The sequence below is a fragment of the Curtobacterium sp. MCBD17_032 genome (assembly GCF_003234855.1).
In the GTDB taxonomy this organism is placed as follows: Bacteria; Actinomycetota; Actinomycetes; order Actinomycetales; family Microbacteriaceae; genus Curtobacterium.
This window is the reverse complement of record NZ_QKTO01000002.1, coordinates 15,711-27,616: the sequence shown is the minus strand read 5'-3', so window position 1 is coordinate 27,616 and position 11,906 is coordinate 15,711. Positions and strand designations below refer to the sequence as shown.

12 protein-coding genes are annotated in these 11,906 nt (G+C 72.1%); 4 read left to right on the top strand and 8 right to left on the bottom strand.

Annotated elements, in window-relative coordinates:
* Positions 1 to 963 carry a helix-turn-helix transcriptional regulator gene (locus DEI91_RS03260; protein WP_111050915.1) on the top strand — a complete coding sequence of 321 codons (963 nt, stop codon included), beginning with the start codon at positions 1 to 3 and terminating at the stop codon, positions 961 to 963.
* Positions 964 to 976: 13 nt separating this feature from the next.
* Here the strand turns inward: DEI91_RS03260 and DEI91_RS03255 are convergent, their stop codons facing one another.
* Genes DEI91_RS03255 through DEI91_RS03240 form a run of 4 tightly spaced genes read right to left on the bottom strand, consistent with a single transcriptional unit; the run spans position 977 to position 4,771 of the window.
* A complete protein-coding gene (locus DEI91_RS03255; RefSeq protein ID WP_146244185.1) occupies positions 977 to 2,386 on the bottom strand; it encodes a hypothetical protein in 1,410 nt (469 codons plus the stop codon).
* Positions 2,376 to 3,140: a TIGR03943 family putative permease subunit gene (locus tag DEI91_RS03250; RefSeq protein ID WP_220038038.1), complete on the bottom strand. Its 765-nt coding sequence runs from the start codon at positions 3,138 to 3,140 to the stop codon at positions 2,376 to 2,378. Before DEI91_RS03250 ends, DEI91_RS03255 begins: the two co-directional genes overlap by 11 nt.
* Before the next feature lie 7 nt (positions 3,141 to 3,147).
* Positions 3,148 to 4,167 carry a permease gene (locus DEI91_RS03245; RefSeq protein ID WP_181439455.1) on the bottom strand — a complete coding sequence of 340 codons (1,020 nt, stop codon included), beginning with the start codon at positions 4,165 to 4,167 and terminating at the stop codon, positions 3,148 to 3,150.
* Positions 4,168 to 4,189: 22 nt separating this feature from the next.
* On the bottom strand, positions 4,190 to 4,771 hold the full coding sequence (locus tag DEI91_RS03240) for a TetR/AcrR family transcriptional regulator (protein ID WP_111050912.1): 582 nt from the start codon (positions 4,769 to 4,771) through the stop codon (positions 4,190 to 4,192).
* Positions 4,772 to 4,860: 89 nt separating this feature from the next.
* Here DEI91_RS03240 and DEI91_RS03235 point away from each other — a divergent pair, with 89 nt between their 5' ends.
* Together DEI91_RS03235 and DEI91_RS03230 are read left to right on the top strand one after the other, a co-directional pair.
* Positions 4,861 to 5,175 carry a multidrug efflux SMR transporter gene (locus DEI91_RS03235; protein ID WP_111050911.1) on the top strand — a complete coding sequence of 105 codons (315 nt, stop codon included), beginning with the start codon at positions 4,861 to 4,863 and terminating at the stop codon, positions 5,173 to 5,175.
* Positions 5,175 to 5,573 (top strand): multidrug efflux SMR transporter, encoded by a 399-nt coding sequence (locus tag DEI91_RS03230; protein ID WP_111050910.1) that lies wholly within the window; start codon positions 5,175 to 5,177, stop codon positions 5,571 to 5,573. The genes DEI91_RS03235 and DEI91_RS03230 overlap by 1 nt, the downstream gene beginning before the upstream one ends.
* A gap of 37 nt (positions 5,574 to 5,610) precedes the next feature.
* On the opposite strand, the gene DEI91_RS03225 is transcribed toward DEI91_RS03230, so the two are convergent.
* Entirely contained in the window at positions 5,611 to 6,750 is a 1,140-nt protein-coding gene (locus tag DEI91_RS03225; RefSeq protein ID WP_111050909.1) for a CE1758 family FMN-dependent luciferase-like monooxygenase, read from the bottom strand.
* Positions 6,751 to 6,882: 132 nt separating this feature from the next.
* Positions 6,883 to 7,794, bottom strand: a complete 912-nt coding sequence (locus tag DEI91_RS03220; RefSeq protein WP_111050908.1) for a phosphatase PAP2 family protein — start codon at positions 7,792 to 7,794, stop codon at positions 6,883 to 6,885.
* Positions 7,795 to 7,948: 154 nt separating this feature from the next.
* On the opposite strand from DEI91_RS03220, the gene DEI91_RS03215 reads away from it, so the two are divergent.
* Positions 7,949 to 8,488 (top strand): DUF4383 domain-containing protein, encoded by a 540-nt coding sequence (locus DEI91_RS03215; protein ID WP_146244184.1) that lies wholly within the window; start codon positions 7,949 to 7,951, stop codon positions 8,486 to 8,488.
* 80 nt (positions 8,489 to 8,568) lie between these two features.
* Here DEI91_RS03215 and DEI91_RS03210 read toward each other — a convergent pair whose 3' ends face one another.
* Together DEI91_RS03210 and DEI91_RS03205 are read right to left on the bottom strand one after the other, a co-directional pair.
* Positions 8,569 to 9,873: an ATP-dependent RecD-like DNA helicase gene (locus DEI91_RS03210; RefSeq protein ID WP_111050906.1), complete on the bottom strand. Its 1,305-nt coding sequence runs from the start codon at positions 9,871 to 9,873 to the stop codon at positions 8,569 to 8,571.
* Positions 9,870 to 11,867, bottom strand: coding sequence for a cytochrome c oxidase assembly protein (locus tag DEI91_RS03205; protein ID WP_111050905.1), 1,998 nt, complete (start codon positions 11,865 to 11,867; stop codon positions 9,870 to 9,872). Before DEI91_RS03205 ends, DEI91_RS03210 begins: the two co-directional genes overlap by 4 nt.
* Between the last annotated feature and the right edge of the window lie 39 nt (positions 11,868 to 11,906).

Sequence of the window (11,906 nt, the reverse complement as noted above, 5' to 3'; positions counted from 1 at the left end):
ATGACGACACCGGAGTCCCCGGCGCCCACCGGCGCGATCGTCGCCGTGTCGGGCACCGACACCGGTGGCGCGATCCAGGACCTCGCCGGCATGTACGCCGGACGGTCCTGGTACTCCTCGCCGATCGACCGGACGTACTGGTACAAGTACGTCGGCGTCGGTGACGACCGGATGAGCATCCGACGCTCGCAGATGCACGGCCACCTCCGCGGCGACGTCGCCGTCGAGGGCGAGGTCGTCGTGCAGTGGATCGACGCCGGTCGTGCCCGCGTGGACGTCGGCCGGGACGAGGTCCGGATGCAGCCGGGCGTCCCGACCCTGTTCCCGATCGAGCAACGCTTCGAGATGGAGTACGAGGACTGGGACCAGCGCCTCGTCCACCTGCGCCGCGACCTCGTGCTCGACGTCGCGGCCGAGCAGTTCCTGGTCGACGGGACCCTCGCGTTCGATCGCAGCACGCCGCCGACGGCAGCGGCCGTCGAGTTCTGGCGCGGCTCCGTCGCCGCCGCCGTCCGCGCCCTGCGGACCGAGGGCTCCTCGTCGCTCGCGTGGCACGAGGCCCAGCGTGACGTCGCGCGTTCCCTGTTCGGGCTGTACCGGTTCCAGGGCGAGGCCCAGCCGGACGGCTACGGTGAGCGCCGCAACGCCCGGCTGCGCGCCGCGGTCGAGTTCCTGCACGAGCACGCCGGCGAGCCCCTGAGCGTGTCGGACATCGCCCGCGCCGCCGACCTGAGCGTCCGGGCGCTGCAGGAGTCGTTCCAGCGGACGCTCGACCGCACCCCGATGAACTACCTGCGCGAGGTCCGCCTGCGGCACGTCCGGGCGGACCTGCTCGCGGCGGAGCCGGGGTCGGCCTCGGTCGCGGAGATCGCCTCGCGGTGGGGCTTCAGCCACATGGGACGGTTCTCCGGGGAGTACCTGAACCGGTTCGGCGAGTACCCACGGCAGACGCTGCGGCACTGACCCGGCGCGTGGGTCAGCCGACCTCGTCGCCGGTCGGCAGCGCACTGCACCAGTCGATCGCGGTCCCGGCGAGGGACGCCTCGAGCGCCCCCGAGGTCGCGTCGACCACGCTGACGAGCGCCCCGCCGGACGACTGCGTCGCCACGGCGACGAACTGCCCGTTCGGCGACGGACAGACCGCGGTGATGCTCGCGTCGTCCGGCACGGTCACCCCGAGCCGGGAGGCCCGTGCTCCGTCCACCCGGACGATGCGCGCGTCGAGGGTCCCGTCCGCGCGGACCGACCCCACCACCCGCAGGTAGACGCCCTCCGCGATCGGCGCGATCCGACCGAGGTAGGTCGAGTCGGTGCTGGCCGCCGGTGCCGGCAGGTCGGTGCGGTCGCCGTCCGTCAGGTCGAGTTGGACGATGCCGTTGCCGGTCTCGACGACGGCGGTCGTGCCGGAGCCGACGAAACCGTGCAGGTAGGTGGCCGAGCCCAGCCGGACGGCGTCGTTCCGGCCGCTCATGTCGACGAGCACCAGGTCGTCGGTGCCCGTCCGGACGAGGGCGCTCGCGGTCCGGGGCACGTACGCCCACTGCGCGACCGAGATCGGCGTCGCGCCGGCGGTCGGGGTGCCGTCGGCCGCGACCGGTTCGGGCTGGTGGGTGCCGGTGAGGTCGACGACGTACAGACCGACGTCCTCGGAGCGACCGGATGACGTGTCGGCGTACACGAACCCGAACGAGGAGCCGTCGTCGGCCGCGTGCAGGGCCTTCGCGGAGCCGCGGGAGCTCGGCATCGACAGGCGCTCGACGGGGACGGCGTCGTCCTGCACTCCGCCGGCGAGCGGCACGACGTCGATCGCCGAGCCGCCGTCGCGGTCGTCGCGGAGCACGACGAGGGAGCGGGCGAGGACGGCGTACTCCCGGATGCCCCGCGCGCGGTACACGGTCTCCGCCCCGGCTGCGTCGAGGCCCCGGCGCACGATGCTGTCCGGCCCGCCGTCCGTCCCCGGCACGACGGCCAGGACGTCCGTGCTGCCGGTGCGGATCGTGGTGCGCAGTTCCGACGTGGCCGCCTGGCCGGGCGCCCGTACCCCGCGGACCGTGAGCGTGTACTCGCGGTCGTAGGCGAGCGGGCCGGCGAACTCGACGGCGACGGTGTTGCCGCTCGACGTGACCGAGAACGGTGCCGCGGGGCGGACGCGCACGGCGGACGCCGGCACCTGCTGCACGGCCTGGTTCGCGGTGAGGATGACGCGCTGCGCCGGCCGGGTGACGAGGTCACCGGCGTCGTACGACACCGACCGCAGCCGTGGGCCCTGCTGTGACCCCACCACGGCTGCGAGCGCGGCGATGACGGCGAGCACCAGGACGGTGGCGACGAACCGGCGGCGGAAGCGGTGGGTGACCGGGCGCCGGGGACGGGACTCAGTACTCATACGGGTCCGAGGGCTGGTCGACCGGGGTGACGTCCGCCGCCCGGATGACGAGACGGGCGTCCGAGGCGGTGTCCGGGTTCGCGGCGAGCGCGCCCTCGACCCGGACCCACGCGCCCTCGTCCGGCACGTCGTCGTCGGTCGTCACGCCGATGCCGACCGGTTGGGCGTCGACCGCGCAGCAGCTGACGACGAAGCGCGTGAGGGTGAACGATCCGTCGTCGCCCGGGACGACGAACCCGGTCAGGGTGAGCTTGCGACCGACGAGCGCGGTGGTGTCGGTCGTCTGCCGGATGAGCGCCGCCCAGTCCTTCACGCCGTACTCGGACGTGTCGACGGACTCGCTGCCGAGGAGCGTCACCGGGGCACCGGCTCCCGTCGCGTCGGACAGCGACGCCGACCCGACGCTCCGCTGCTGGGCGGTCCGGGCGGACAGCGTCGTGGGTGGCAGGACGAGCATCGCGACGACGGTGCCGACCGTGACGAGGGCCGCGACGGACCCGAGCACCACGTGCAGGAGGCGTCCACCGCCGGCCGGTCGCGGCTCCGGGTCCCCGTCGTGGGCGTGCGCGCCGTGTCGGGCGACCACGACGAGCCCTGCGATCGACGCGGGCACGGCGACGGCGGCGAGCACGAGGGTGAACGTGGCGTAGCGGGGGTTGATGTACAGGTCGAGGTGGTCGGCGATGCCGAGCCAGAGGGTGCCGACCGCGACGGCCAGCACCGAACCGAGGCCGAGCAGGGTGCGACGCAACACGGTGCGCTCAGACGAGGACATTCATCACCAACCCGACGGTCGCGGCGAACAGGACGCAGACGACGGCGAGCAGCACCAGGAAGCGTGCCCGGAACGTCGTGCGGAGGAGCGCGATCATCTTGACGTCGATGATCGGCCCGATGATGAGGAACGCCGTGATCGAGCCCGGCAGGAACGTCGACGCGAAGGACAGCGCGAAGAAGGCGTCGACGTTGGAGCACAGCGACACGGTCATCGCCAGCAGGATCATGGCGAGCACGGACAGCACCGGGTTCGCCCCGACCGCGACGAGGGCGCTCCGCGGGACGGCGACCTGGATCGCGGCGGCGAGACCGGCGCCGACGAACAGTGCCGGCATCATCGTCGCGGTCTCACCGCCGAAGTGCGACGCGCTCTCCCGCCATTTGTCCCGGACCGGCGGGGCGCCGACGGCTGCGCGGCACCGGGCCTCGAAGGCGGGGAGCAGCAGGTCTGCGGGCCGGCGGTGCGCGGCGACGATCCAGCCGACGAGGTTCGCGACGACGAAGCCGCCGACGATGCGGGCGGGGAGGATCCACCCGGACCACCCGAACGCCTGCGCGGTGCTGATGATGACGAGCGGGTTGAGGATGGGCGCCGCGACGAGGAACGTGACCGCCTCGGCCGGGGTGAACCCGCGGAGCATGAGGCCGCGGGCGAGCGGGACGTTGCCGCACTCACACACCGGGAAGAGCATGCCGATCAGGGAGATCACGGCTCGGCGCGGGATCGGGCGTGTCGGCAGGATCCGCTCGAGGACGCCGTGCGGGACCCACACCTCGACGACGATCGACAGGACGATGCCGAGCACCACGAACGGCAGGGACTCGACGACGACGCTGATGGCGAGCGTCAGGAAGTCCTGCAGGACGTCGGGCAGCCCCGCGGTGCCGACCGCCGGGGAGACGATGCGGACGGCGAGCAGCGCCACGACGGCGGCGAGCACCAGACCGGGACCGGTGAGGCTGCGGGAGCGCGTCGTGACGGGGCGGGCGCGGGTGCTCGTCACCCGGACAGGATAGGCGAACCGGTCAGCGCGGAGCCGAGAGCCCGTCGACGTGCCGTTCGAGCACGCCCACCGCCCGGTCCCCCTCCGCGCCGGGCTCGAGTCGGGCGGCGTGCATCGCGAGGCCGTCGATGAGGGCGTGCAGCCGGTGGGCCTCGTACGCGCGGTCCCCCTCGGGCACCCCGAGCATCACGAGGACGCGCTCGCACCACTCGCGCATGTCGGCGACGACCCGGTCGAGCGTCGGTCGGAGCTCCCGGTCGGTCAGCGCGGCGTTCCCGAGCGCCAGGTAGACGTCGAGCTCGACCACGCGCTCGGCGTCGAGCGGCAGCAGTTCGACGAGCACGGCCCGGACGCGCTCGCGGACCGGCAGGTCGTCCGGGATGGCGGCGATGCGCTCGCGCGTGCGGTCGAAGACGAGCGCGATGGCGTGTTCGCGGAGACTCGCCTGGGTCGGGAACACGTAGCGGACGGTGCTCGGGGGCAGTCCGGCCTCGGCGGCGACGTTGCGGACGGACAGCGCGCCGAGCCCGTCGCGGGCGAGGACCCGGTGCGCGGCCTCGGAGACGGTCCGACGGCGTTCCTCGAGGTCGATGCTGCGCGCCATCCAGCAATGTTCGCACAGTCGTGCGACTTCGTGCTAGAACTGGGGGTCGTGAAGTCGTACGCTCGTACGACTTCGGATCGGAGGAACACATGGCATGGGTCGTCCTGGTGCTGTCCGGCGTGCTCGAGGCCGTCTGGGCCACCGCACTCGGCGCGTCGAACGGGTTCAAGAAGGTGGTGCCGACGATCGTCTTCGTCGCCGGCATGGCCCTGAGCATGGTCGGGCTGGCGATCGCCATGAAGACGATCCCGGTCGGCACCGCCTACGCCGTGTGGGTCGGCATCGGGGCGTCACTGACCGTCCTCGTCGCGATCGCCCGGCGACAGGAGGCCGCGTCGACCGCCCGCATCGCCCTCGTCCTCGGCCTGGTCGCCTGCGTCGTCGGCCTCAAGGTGGTGAGCTGATGGCCTGGGTCGTCCTGTTCGTCAGCGCGGCGTTCGAGACCGTCTGGGCGACCGCCCTCGGCGAGAGTGACGGGTTCACCCGTCTCGGCCCGACGCTCGTCTTCGCCGTCACGATCGTCCTGAGCCTCGGAGCGTTCGGGTACGTGCTCCGGCACATCCCGATCAGCACCGCCTACGCCGTGTGGACCGGTACCGGCGCGGCCCTCACCGTGCTGTGGGGCATGGCGACGGGCGCCGAGCCCGTCACCGTCCTGCGCGTGGTGTTCATCGCGGGCATCGTCGGCTGTGTCGTGGGCCTCAAGCTCGTCCCCGCCCGCCCGGCCACGCCGCGCGGGCCGCGCGGAGGCTCGGCCCGGCGGACACCCACGCCGGTCCAGGAGGCGGACACAGCCCGCTGAGCCGAGGCTCGGCCCGGCGGACACCCACGCAGCGGGGTCAGACCGACGCGCCCGTCCACTCGTCGAGCGCGGCCACATGGTCGGCACCGGCGGTGCCGGTCGCCCGCGCGGCCGCCACGCGCTCGAGGTGCGTCGGCGGGTTCGCCGGCACGTGTTCGGGGCGGTCGGCCTCGTTGATGCGGCGGAGCTCCGGCACGATGTCCTCGGCCAGGATGTCGATCTGCTCGAGCACGGTCTTGAGCGGCAGCCCGGCGTGGTCGATGAGGAACAGCTGGCGCTGGTAGTGCCCGACGTGGTCCTTCATCGCGGCGTACCGGTCGATGACCTGCTGCGGCGAACCGACCGTGAGCGGCGTCTGCGCGGTGAAGTCCTCCATCGACGGGCCGTGGCCGTACACCGGGGCGTTGTCGAAGTACGGGCGGAACTCGTTCCACGCGTCCTGCGAGTTCTTGCGTGCGAAGAACTGCCCGCCGAGCCCGACGATCGCCTGGTCCGCGCGACCGTGGCCGTGGTGCTCGTAGCGCTGCCGGTAGAGGCCGACCATCTGCTCGGTGTGCTGGATCGGCCAGAAGATGTTGTTGTGGAAGAAGCCGTCACCGTAGTACGCGGCCTGCTCGGCGATCTCCGGGGTTCGGATCGACCCGTGCCAGACGAACGGCGCGACGCCGTCGAGCGGACGCGGAGTCGAGGTGAAGCCCTGCAGGGGCGTCCGGAACTGCCCCTGCCAGTTGACGACCTCGTTCTCCCACAGCTGGCGGATGAGCGCGTAGTTCTCCACCGCCAGGTTCAGGCCCTGTCGGATGTCCTTGCCGAACCAGGGGTAGACGGGGCCGGTGTTGCCACGGCCCGTCATGAGGTCCATGCGGCCGTCAGAGATGACCTGGAGCATCGCGTACTCCTCGGCGATGCGCACCGGGTCGTTCGTCGTGACGAGGGTCGTCGACGTCGAGAGGGTGATGTCCTTCGTCACGCCGGCGAGGTACCCGAGCATCGTCGTCGGGCTCGAGGCGACGAACGGCGGGTTGTGGTGTTCACCGGTCGCGAAGACGTCGAGACCGGCCTGGTCCGCGTGCTGCGCGATCGTGAGGATGTCCCGGACGCGCTGGGTGTCGTCCGGCGTGGTCCCCGTGGTGGGGTCGGTCGTGACGTCACTGACCGTGAAGATCCCGAACTGCATAATGGGCCGCCTCCGTCGTCTGCTGGCTTCCGCCTTGTTCTATGCGTTTGCATCGAATTGACGGGTACAACGTAGCGCACGGCGGGGCATTCCCGCCAGGTCGGACGTGCCGACCGGGAGGCTCGGGGGGCCTCAGACGCGGACGGCCGGACCGTCCGGAGCGGTCGTGCGCGGCACGGTGTGCATGCCGTCCGCGAGCCAGACCACGGTGATGACGGCGAGGACGCTGGCTGACGAGGCCATCCGACCGGCGAGGAGCATCGCCTCGTGGTCGCCGCCGGTCGTCCCCACCGCCAGGGCGACCACGCCGACGAGGACCGTCGCCGCTGCCGCGAGCAGCAGCACGACCGTGACGACCCGGCGCGGGCCGCGACGACCGTCACGGTCCCCGCGCGTGCCCCGGTCGACGGCCGGTCCCACCGCCCGGACGAGCCCGAGCCAGAACAGGGCGACCGCACACGCGCCGATGATGTCGCTCACCCGGTGCCAGCCGTAGACCACCGTCTGGTTCGCCACGAAGACGGCGTACACGGCGCCGACCACCAGGACCACCGGGCGGAGACGCCGCGGCGTGACCATGAGCACGGCGAAGAGCGCGGCCAGTGCGATGGTGGCGTGCCCGGACGGGAAGGAGTTCGGCGTCGTCGACTGAGCGATCTCCGGGCGCTCGGCGATACGCTTGAGCAACGTCGAGGTCGCCGCGGACGCGAGCACCACGAAGCCCGCTCCGAGCCCCACGGCGAGCCGTCTGCGTGCGAACGCGACGGCGGCGATCACGACGACCAACAGCAGGATCACCGGGACCGAGATGACGTTGAGGGCGGTGTCCGACCCGAACAGGTCGGACTCGCGGACACCGCCGAGTGCGGCGTCCTCGATCCGCTGCCCCGTCGGCGTCAGCACCGCGACCGCGTAGACGGAAGGCACGATCACGAACCCCAGAGCCGCGAGCAGCGCCCACCGGAACCGCCGGGACACGCTCGGTCCACGTCCCTCGTCGCGGGACACCGGCGCGGTGCGCTCGGGGGTCCGGATCACGGGCATCGTCCTCCTCGGAGTGATCGTCGTCGGCCTCGTCGTCCGCCTGCTGGGCGGAAAGCGATTCGGTCGGTCGGGGTCCGACACGATACCGTTGCAGCGCCCGTCCGGAGCTGGGAACGCCGGTCTCCGGAGCGGGGCCGCAGCCGTCCTGCAGCGCGTGTCCGGACAGCACGCCTCCGGACAGCGTGACACAGGTCGTGGCGGCGGGCAGTCGTACAGCGCGATCGTCGCGCAGGAAGAGGAGACCGAAGTGGCCATCAAGGAACCGGGCATCACCGCCTCGCCGAACCGCGCCCTGGCGATGACCGCCGGGACGCTGTTCGCGATCTGGGGCTTCCTGGGCTTCTTCTTCGCCCAGGACAACGGTGGGCAGTTCTTCGGCCGTGAGGGCGGGTTCCTCTGGAACGCCTTCATGCTCAACCCGGCGCTGTGCACGATCTGGGCGCTCTTCGCCGCCGCGTTCTTCATCGTCGGCCTCGGCAACACGGTCGGGTCCCGCTCGGTCAACCTGGTCATCGGTGTCCTGCTGCTCGTGCTCGCCGTCTACGGCTTCGTGTTCTCGGCCACCTCGGCGAACGTCCTCGCACTGAACACGACGGACAACGTCTTCCACGCGATCGTCGGCGTCGTCCTCGTGCTCACCGCACTGGGTGCCGACAAGGAGAACCTCCGCGCGCTGCGAGCGGCCCGCGCCTGACCCACAGCTCCGTCACGACGCCCGTCTGCCGATCCGGCAGGCGGGCGTCGTCGTCTGCGCGACCGAGATGCTCGGGAACGTCAGGAGTCGGCGGGCTCCGGGGCCTCGAGCTGGGTCGCGACGACGCGGGGTGACTCGGACATGAACCGGCGCACGTCCAGGTCGACGATGATGTCGGCCGGTCGGAGCGGCCGCGTCAGGTACAGCCCGTCCAGCGACGTCAAGCGGGACAGCGCCACGTACGTCTGACCCGCGCTGAACACCCGGTTGCCGAGGTCCACCACGGCGCGGTCGTACGTGCTGCCCTGCGACTTGTGGATCGTGACCGCCCAGGCCAGGCGGAGGGGGAACTGCTGGAACTCCCCGACGGTGTCCTTCTTGAGTTCCTTCTTGTCCGGGTCGTAGGAGTACTTGAACTTCTCCCACACCGAGGGCTGCACTTCGAAGTCCTCGCCGTCGACGCTGACCCACACCGTGTCCCGGATGCTCCGCACGATGCCGAGCGTGCCGTTCACCCAGCGCTGGTCCGGGTCGTTGCGGAGGAACATGACGTGCGCGCCCGGCTTGAGCTCGAGCGCCTCGTCGGCCGGGAAGTTCCGCCCGCCGAAGTCGCCGTTGACGTCGGCTCTGGCGGTCTTCGTCTTGCCGGGCAGCCGGGCGAGGGCGGCCTTGTTGATCCGCGCCACGGTGTCGTTCCGCGTGGCGAGGGTGATGGCGTCGTCCGGGGCGGGGCGGGCACCGGCGGCGTTGAGCTGCCCGGCGACGTCAGCGGTGACGCGCCCGTGGCGGACGGCCGTGAGCATGGCGGCGAAGGCGTCGTCGCGCTGGCGGTGCACCGTCGCGAGCTCGATGATGTGCAGCTCGGCCTCGAGCCACACCTTCGCGTCGAAGAACCACATCGACCGGTAGTGGTCGGTGAAGTAGGCACGCTCGTCGCCGTCACCGGGTACCGGCGGCAGCTGGTAGGGGTCGCCGAACATCACGACCTGCACGCCGCCGAACGCCTCGGACTGCCGGCCCCGGGCCTTGCGCAACGACCGGTCCATCGCGTCGAGCAGGTCGGCGTTCACCATGGAGACCTCGTCGATGACCAGGGTGTCGATGGTGTTGAGGAGCTTCCGGGTGTCCGGTCCCTGCCGCAGTTCGGCGTCGGCGATGAGACCGATCGGCAGACGGAAGAGTGAATGGATGGTCTGTCCGCCGACGTTCAGGGCGGCGACCCCGGTCGGCGCGCAGATGACCACCTGCTTCCCGGTGTGCCACGACAGGTGGTTCAGCAGCGTCGACTTGCCGGTGCCGGCGCGGCCGGTGATGAAGACGTGGTCGCGGGTCGACTCGATGTACTCGAACACGGCCCGCTGTTCGGCGGAGAGCTCGACGCTCACGGCGTGCTCGACCCGCTCGGGACGCCACTGACGACGTCGGTGGTCGCAGGACGCGCCGAGGCCTCGGACGGGCGGACCGCGCGCGGTCCCGCCGGGTCGTCCCCACCGGTCCGCTCCCCCTGACGCAGGCGCACGATCCCGACCGCCACCACCGTCACGACCACGAGCACCCCGGCGACGATCAGCACGGCACCGGCCCGCGCCTGGTCGACGAGCGGGTCCGGCCCCCACGTGCGGCCCATCGCCCCGAACCACGAGGCCTGCAGCAGCCCGAGCGGCCCCCGCATCGCGATCCCGAGCGACACCGCGCCCGCGGCGACCACGACCGCTCCGGCGGTGCGCACCAGGAACGCCGCGGTCGACGGCCGGCTGGCACCGATCGCGACCGGCGTGAGGAGCGTGGGGACCGCCAGGAGGCCGACGACGAGGAAGACGAGGTCCACGACGGTACGGCCCATCGCGTCGCTGACCGACCACCGGAGCACGTCGGTCGCCGCGTACGCCCACCAGATGCCGGCGAGCAGCAGGAACGCCGGGAACGGCTGGACGAGGTACCGGACGACGGCGTTGTCGACGAGGACCGCTGTCCACTCGCGGACGCCGGCGCTGTCGTCGTCCCGCGGCAGGACGGCCGCGCGGATGAGCTGGACGGGCGCCGCCGCCCAGACGAGTGCGGGCACGACGAGGCCGAGCAGCACGTGCGCACCGACGTTCGCCGACAACAGGTACCGGTCGTAGGTGTGCAACGAGCCCGAGGTCGCGACGACGAGCGCAAGGACCGCGAGGCCGGCGGCGACGGAGCATCGGACCGGCCAGGCCCGACCCCGTCGGCGCAGCCGGACGATCCCGGCGGCGTACGCCGCGACGAGCAGCACCGCCGCCATGAGCCAGAACAGGTCGACGTTCCAGTTCGTCAGCCACCCCCAGGCGCCGGGCGCGGCGGGGAGCCGGTCGTCGGTCAGGATCTCGGCCGGGGTCGGGTCGCTGGTCTTGCTCAGTGCGAGCTGTCCCGCCGGGGTCGCGGTCCGGCCGAGTGCGGCGGCGAAACCGGAGGCGACCCCCATCACGGCGAGCTCGACGACCACGAGGGTCCAGAACGGTCGGACACGGGTGGGGCTGGTGGTGAGCGACGCGATGACGCGACGGCGGTGCACGGCGCCGATGACCCCCATCGCGACGATGGCACCCACCTTGACGAGCACGAGCACGCCGTACGGGCTGCCGAGCTCGTCGAACGCCCCGATCCGGATCTGCGCGGAGACGACACCGGAGACCGCCACGAGCACGAAGCAGCCGAGGGCGACGCTCGAGTACCGGCCGACCACGGCGGCGAGACGTGCACCCGGCAGGCGGTCCCGGACGAGCACGAGCATGACGAGGCCGCCGACCCAGAGCGCGGCGCCGACGAGGTGCAGTCCGAGTGCGGTGACCGCGGCGTCGTGGCTGGCGGTGCCGGCCGCGTGCCCCTGCTGCGTGAGCGGGACGAGGCCGATGAGCGACACGGCGGTGGTGAGCGCGACCATCCCCCGGGAACGCACCGCGAAGCACAGCACCGTGACGACGGCCGCGACGAGCACGGTGGTCAGCCAGGCGAGCCCGAGGTCGGTCCCGGTGAGGAACACCCCCATCGACTGCCCGAAGCCGGCGTCGAGACTGACGGCACCGCCCGCGACGCTGAGGTAGGTGAAGAACGTGGTGACGGCGGCGGTCACGGTCCAGACGCCCGCGGCACCGGCGGCCACGTCGATCGCGCGGTCCCACTCCGGCGCGGTCCGGGACAGGCCGATGGTGGCGAGGGCGAGTCCGCCGATGGTCACGGCCGCCGACAGGTCGACGAGCATGCGCGCGAGCGGCAGCCCGAAGCGGACCACCGCTCCGGGGTCGGCGATGAGCGCGGCATCGGCTCCACCACCGACGACGAGCGCCACGAGCAGGGACACGAACGCCGCGAGCAGCAGGACGCCGGGGCCGGCGATGCGCGCGATGCGGTTCACCCGTCAAGCCTAGGCGCTGCCCCACCTGCACCGACGACC

What these genes read in the sequence shown, in the direction of transcription:
- DEI91_RS03260 (WP_111050915.1), top strand. Translation starts at nt 1, where the DNA reads ATGACGACACCGGAGTCCCCGGCGCCCACCGGCGCGATCGTCGCCGTG.
- DEI91_RS03255 (WP_146244185.1), bottom strand. Translation starts at nt 2,386, where the DNA reads ATGAGTACTGAGTCCCGTCCCCGGCGCCCGGTCACCCACCGCTTCCGC.
- DEI91_RS03240 (WP_111050912.1), bottom strand. Translation starts at nt 4,771, where the DNA reads ATGGCGCGCAGCATCGACCTCGAGGAACGCCGTCGGACCGTCTCCGAG.
- DEI91_RS03235 (WP_111050911.1), top strand. Translation starts at nt 4,861, where the DNA reads ATGGCATGGGTCGTCCTGGTGCTGTCCGGCGTGCTCGAGGCCGTCTGG.
- DEI91_RS03230 (WP_111050910.1), top strand. Translation starts at nt 5,175, where the DNA reads ATGGCCTGGGTCGTCCTGTTCGTCAGCGCGGCGTTCGAGACCGTCTGG.
- DEI91_RS03225 (WP_111050909.1), bottom strand. Translation starts at nt 6,750, where the DNA reads ATGCAGTTCGGGATCTTCACGGTCAGTGACGTCACGACCGACCCCACC.
- DEI91_RS03220 (WP_111050908.1), bottom strand. Translation starts at nt 7,794, where the DNA reads ATGCCCGTGATCCGGACCCCCGAGCGCACCGCGCCGGTGTCCCGCGAC.